Annotated in this window: 2 tRNA genes and 3 rRNA genes; all 5 read right to left on the bottom strand. The window is 52.1% G+C overall.

The window, feature by feature from the left end:
* Positions 1-64: 64 nt before the first annotated feature.
* The 5 genes from rrf to KOE80_RS19985 all read right to left on the bottom strand — a co-directional run bounded on the left by rrf (position 65) and on the right by KOE80_RS19985 (position 5,414).
* Positions 65-177: ribosomal RNA gene (rrf, locus tag KOE80_RS20005) — 5S ribosomal RNA — on the bottom strand.
* Between the two features lie 181 nt (positions 178-358).
* A 23S ribosomal RNA gene (locus KOE80_RS20000) occupies positions 359-3,243 on the bottom strand.
* A 377-nt stretch (positions 3,244-3,620) separates the two neighbouring features.
* Positions 3,621-3,696, bottom strand: a tRNA-Ala gene (locus KOE80_RS19995).
* An 11-nt stretch (positions 3,697-3,707) separates the two neighbouring features.
* Positions 3,708-3,784, bottom strand: a tRNA-Ile gene (locus KOE80_RS19990).
* A 93-nt stretch (positions 3,785-3,877) separates the two neighbouring features.
* Positions 3,878-5,414: ribosomal RNA gene (locus tag KOE80_RS19985) — 16S ribosomal RNA — on the bottom strand.
* The 16S, 23S and 5S rRNA genes sit together here with 2 tRNA genes alongside, the layout of an rRNA operon.
* Positions 5,415-5,617 lie beyond the last annotated feature (203 nt).

Here is a 5,617-nt window from a genome sequence, read left to right as displayed (position 1 = left end):
CTTTTGTCGCCGCCTAAAACAAAACCCCCGCAAGGGATGCTTGCGGGGGTTTTGAGGAATAAGAGCTTGACGATGACCTACTTTCACAGACGTCCGTCCACTATCATCGGCGCAAAGGCGTTTCACAGTCCTGTTCGGGATGGGAAGGTGTGGGACCACCTTGCTATGGTCGTCAAGCGTAACTGGTTGCCGAGTCGTCTTTCTAAGGGACGCCCCAGCCAATTGGAAGAAGCACACCGCTAGCGATCAGTACGGATCAACTAGCAGCGGTTACGAAGGTGTCGAGCGCGGGTTGCGCTGCACTTCAATATTACGTTCTGTGGTCAACAACTTAACTCACTACAACCTCAAGGGTTATAGGATCAAGCCACACGGGCAATTAGTACTGGTTAGCTACATGCATTACTGCACTTCCACACCCAGCCTATCAACGTCCTGGTCTCGGACGACCCTACAGGGGGGTCAAGCCCCCGGGATACCTAATCTTCAGACGAGTTTCCCGCTTAGATGCCTTCAGCGGTTATCTCTTCCGTACGTAGCTACTCGGCAATGCCATTGGCATGACAACCGATACACCAGTGGTACGTCCACTCCGGTCCTCTCGTACTAGGAGCAGGCTCCGTCAAGTATCCAACGCCCACGGCAGATAGGGACCAAACTGTCTCACGACGTTTTAAACCCAGCTCACGTACCTCTTTAAATGGCGAACAGCCATACCCTTGGGACCGGCTACAGCCCCAGGATGAGATGAGCCGACATCGAGGTGCCAAACACCGCCGTCGATATGAACTCTTGGGCGGTATCAGCCTGTTATCCCCAGAGTACCTTTTATCCGTTGAGCGATGGCCCTTCCATACAGAACCACCGGATCACTATGTCCTACTTTCGTACCTGTTCGACTTGTCAGTCTCACAGTCAAGCACGCTTATGCCATTGCACTATCAAGACGATTTCCGACCGTCTCTAGCGTACCTTCGAACTCCTCCGTTACACTTTAGGAGGAGACCGCCCCAGTCAAACTGCCCACCATGCACGGTCCCCGATCCCGATTAGGGACCTAGGTTAGAACCGCAAACAGACCAGGGTGGTATTTCAAGGATGACTCCACGCGATCTGGCGACCACGCTTCAACGTCTCCCACCTATCCTACACAGGCCGGTTCACAATCCAATGCAAAGCTACAGTAAAGGTTCATGGGGTCTTTCCGTCTAGCCGCGGGGAGATTGCATCATCACAACCATGTCAACTTCGCTGAGTCTCAGGAGGAGACAGTGTGGCCATCGTTACGCCATTCGTGCAGGTCGGAACTTACCCGACAAGGAATTTCGCTACCTTAGGACCGTTATAGTTACGGCCGCCGTTTACCGGGGCTTCGATCAAGAGCTTGCACCCCATCACTTAACCTTCCGGCACCGGGCAGGCGTCACACCCTATACGTCCACTTTCGTGTTTGCAGAGTGCTGTGTTTTTAGTAAACAGTCGCAGCCACCGATTCACTGCGGCCTCTTCATGCTTTGTGCGCAGGCACATCACACTAATGAGGCATACCTTCTCCCGAAGTTACGGTATTAATTTGCCGAGTTCCTTCTCCTGAGTTCTCTCAAGCGCCTTGGAATATTCATCCCGTCCACCTGTGTCGGTTTGCGGTACGGTCTCGTAGAGCTGAAGCTTAGAGGCTTTTCTTGGAACTGCTTCCAGTTAGTTTAGAGCCGAAGCTCTATCCAGTCACACCCTTGAATTACGCACCCGGATTTGCCTAAGTGCCTTCTATGATGCGCCAACGGGGACATCCAACACCCCGATAACATTCTGCAATCCGTCCCCCCATCGCACTCTACGACGGTGCGGGAATATTAACCCGCTTCCCATCAGCTACGCATCTCTGCCTCGCCTTAGGGGCCGACTCACCCTGCGCCGATGAACGTTGCGCAGGAAACCTTGGACTTACGGCGAGGGGGCTTTTCACCCCCTTTATCGCTACTCATGTCAGCATTCTCACTTCCGATACCTCCAGCATTCCTCACGGAACACCTTCACAGGCTTACGGAACGCTCTCCTACCATGTGTACTAAAAGTACACATCCGCAGCTTCGGTCTATGGCTTAGCCCCGTTACATCTTCCGCGCAGGACGACTCGATCAGTGAGCTATTACGCTTTCTTTAAAGGATGGCTGCTTCTAAGCCAACCTCCTGACTGTCTATGCCTTCCCACTTCGTTTCCCACTTAGCCATAGTTAGGGACCTTAGCTGGCGGTCTGGGTTGTTTCCCTCTTGAGTCCGGACGTTAGCACCCGGTGCTCTGTCTCCCGTACTGTACTTGCCGGTATTCGGAGTTTGCCATGGGTTGGTAAGTCGCTGTGACCCCCTAGCCATAACAGTGCTCTACCCCCGGCAGTAATATACGAGGCACTACCTAAATAGTTTTCGGAGAGAACCAGCTATCTCCAGGCTTGTTTAGCCTTTCACTCCGATCCACAGCTCATCCCCTAATTTTTCAACATTAGTGGGTTCGGTCCTCCAGCACGTGTTACCGTGCCTTCAACCTGGCCATGGATAGATCGCCTGGTTTCGGGTCTACACCCAGCGACTGAATCGCCCTATTCGGACTCGCTTTCGCTACGCCTCCCCTATTCGGTTAAGCTTGCCACTGAATGTAAGTCGCTGACCCATTATACAAAAGGTACGCAGTCACACCACGAAGGTGCTCCTACTGTTTGTATGCATACGATTTCAGGATCTATTTCACTCCCCTTCCGGGGTTCTTTTCGCCTTTCCCTCACGGTACTGGTTCACTATCGGTCGATCACGAGTATTTAGCCTTGGAGGATGGTCCCCCCATATTCAGACAGGATTTCACGTGTCCCGCCCTACTTGTTCGATGCTTAGTTCCACGTACTGAATTTCGCCTACAGGGCTATCACCTGCTACGGCTGGACTTTCCATTCCATTCGACTATTCACTACGCTAAAACATCCAGGCTGGTCCGGTTTCGCTCGCCACTACTTCCGGAATCTCGGTTGATTTCTTTTCCTCGAGTTACTGAGATGGTTCAGTTCACTCGGTTCGCCTCCACATGCCTATGTATTCAGCATGGGATACCGTATTACTACGGTGGGTTTCCCCATTCGGACATCTACGGATCAAAGCTTGTTTGCCAGCTCCCCGTAGCTTTTCGCAGGCTACCGCGTCCTTCATCGCCTGTGATCGCCAAGGCATCCATCATATGCACTTATTCGCTTGATCCTATAACGCTTGATGCTGTTATAGGAATATGAGTATACGTTGTTGCCGTTCATCAATCCTTAGCTGTTATCCAATCCGAAGACTGAACAACGTCTATATTTTTGAGAACTTTCGTTGAACATAATTTGTTCTGTTGCAATCACAACCCGTGTATTGTCATCACAAGGCGAAATTCGCTTTGCGTTTATTAGACAACACACCTTCGTTGTGCTTCTTCCTAATTGTTAAAGAGCAATTCGTGGGTTGCATAACCCAACGAGCAGTATTCTTAAAAAAGAACACTCTTCGTTGAATCTAGCGCCAGGTCAACCGCTGCTGTCCTGTGCCCTATACTCTGTCATGAACCTTGCTGTATCGACAACCAACCACAAAAGCGGTGGTGGAGGATGACGGGATCGAACCGACGACCCCCTGCTTGCAAAGCAGGTGCTCTCCCAGCTGAGCTAATCCCCCGAGGTAATCGTTGGTGGGTCAAGTTGGAATCGAACCAACGACCCCCGCCTTATCAAGACGGTGCTCTAACCGACTGAGCTACTGACCCATCTATCACCAGTGGGCGATACCTTCAATGGTCATGACATTAACTAACAGCCAATAAGTGTGGACGCTTTCGCTTTGCGAGCCATTCGCTCTAAAAGGAGGTGATCCAGCCGCACCTTCCGATACGGCTACCTTGTTACGACTTCACCCCAGTCATGAATCCCACCGTGGTAAGCGCCCTCCTTACGGTTAGGCTACCTACTTCTGGTGAAACCCACTCCCATGGTGTGACGGGCGGTGTGTACAAGACCCGGGAACGTATTCACCGCGACATTCTGATCCGCGATTACTAGCGATTCCGACTTCACGCAGTCGAGTTGCAGACTGCGATCCGGACTACGATCGGGTTTCTGAGATTGGCTCCCCCTCGCGGGTTGGCGACCCTCTGTCCCGACCATTGTATGACGTGTGAAGCCCTACCCATAAGGGCCATGAGGACTTGACGTCATCCCCACCTTCCTCCGGTTTGTCACCGGCAGTCTCATTAGAGTGCTCTTGCGTAGCAACTAATGACAAGGGTTGCGCTCGTTGCGGGACTTAACCCAACATCTCACGACACGAGCTGACGACAGCCATGCAGCACCTGTGTTCCGGTTCTCTTGCGAGCACGGCCAAATCTCTTCGGCTTTCCAGACATGTCAAGGGTAGGTAAGGTTTTTCGCGTTGCATCGAATTAATCCACATCATCCACCGCTTGTGCGGGTCCCCGTCAATTCCTTTGAGTTTTAATCTTGCGACCGTACTCCCCAGGCGGTCAACTTCACGCGTTAGCTGCGCTACTAAGGCCTAACGGCCCCAACAGCTAGTTGACATCGTTTAGGGCGTGGACTACCAGGGTATCTAATCCTGTTTGCTCCCCACGCTTTCGTGTCTGAGCGTCAGTATTATCCCAGGGGGCTGCCTTCGCCATCGGTATTCCTCCACATATCTACGCATTTCACTGCTACACGTGGAATTCTACCCCCCTCTGACATACTCTAGCTCGGCAGTTAAAAATGCAGTTCCAAGGTTGAGCCCTGGGATTTCACATCTTTCTTTCCGAACCGCCTACACACGCTTTACGCCCAGTAATTCCGATTAACGCTTGCACCCTACGTATTACCGCGGCTGCTGGCACGTAGTTAGCCGGTGCTTATTCTGCAGATACCGTCAGCAGTATCCCGTATTAGGGGATACCTTTTCTTCTCTGCCAAAAGTACTTTACAACCCGAAGGCCTTCATCATACACGCGGGATGGCTGGATCAGGGTTTCCCCCATTGTCCAAAATTCCCCACTGCTGCCTCCCGTAGGAGTCTGGGCCGTGTCTCAGTCCCAGTGTGGCTGGTCGTCCTCTCAAACCAGCTACGGATCGTTGCCTTGGTGAGCCTTTACCCCACCAACTAGCTAATCCGATATCGGCCGCTCCAATAGTGAGAGGTCTTGCGATCCCCCCCTTTCCCCCGTAGGGCGTATGCGGTATTAGCCACTCTTTCGAGTAGTTATCCCCCGCTACTGGGCACGTTCCGATATATTACTCACCCGTCCGCCACTCGCCGCCAAGAGAGCAAGCTCTCTCGCGCTGCCGTTCGACTTGCATGTGTAAAGCATCCCGCTAGCGTTCAATCTGAGCCAGGATCAAACTCTTCAGTTTAATCTCTGTGGTTGTCCCGTCTTGCGACGAGACCGATTGTGTCTCAAAGAAAAATTCAGAGTTACACAAGGTAATTCTTCATCTTTCGTTTGTGAGCACTTGATACAAACTTGTGGCGATCCCCGAAGGGTTCGACTCGCTCATTCCAAGCGCCCACACTTATCGGCTGTTAATTGTTAAAGAGCAGTGACAGTTGCCTGTCG

This window comes from Alcaligenes sp. 13f, from assembly GCF_020496585.1.
GTDB lineage: Bacteria > Pseudomonadota > Gammaproteobacteria > Burkholderiales > Burkholderiaceae_B > Alcaligenes > Alcaligenes phenolicus.
Note: the sequence above shows the minus strand (reverse complement) of the source record. Positions and strands in the feature narration are given on the sequence as shown.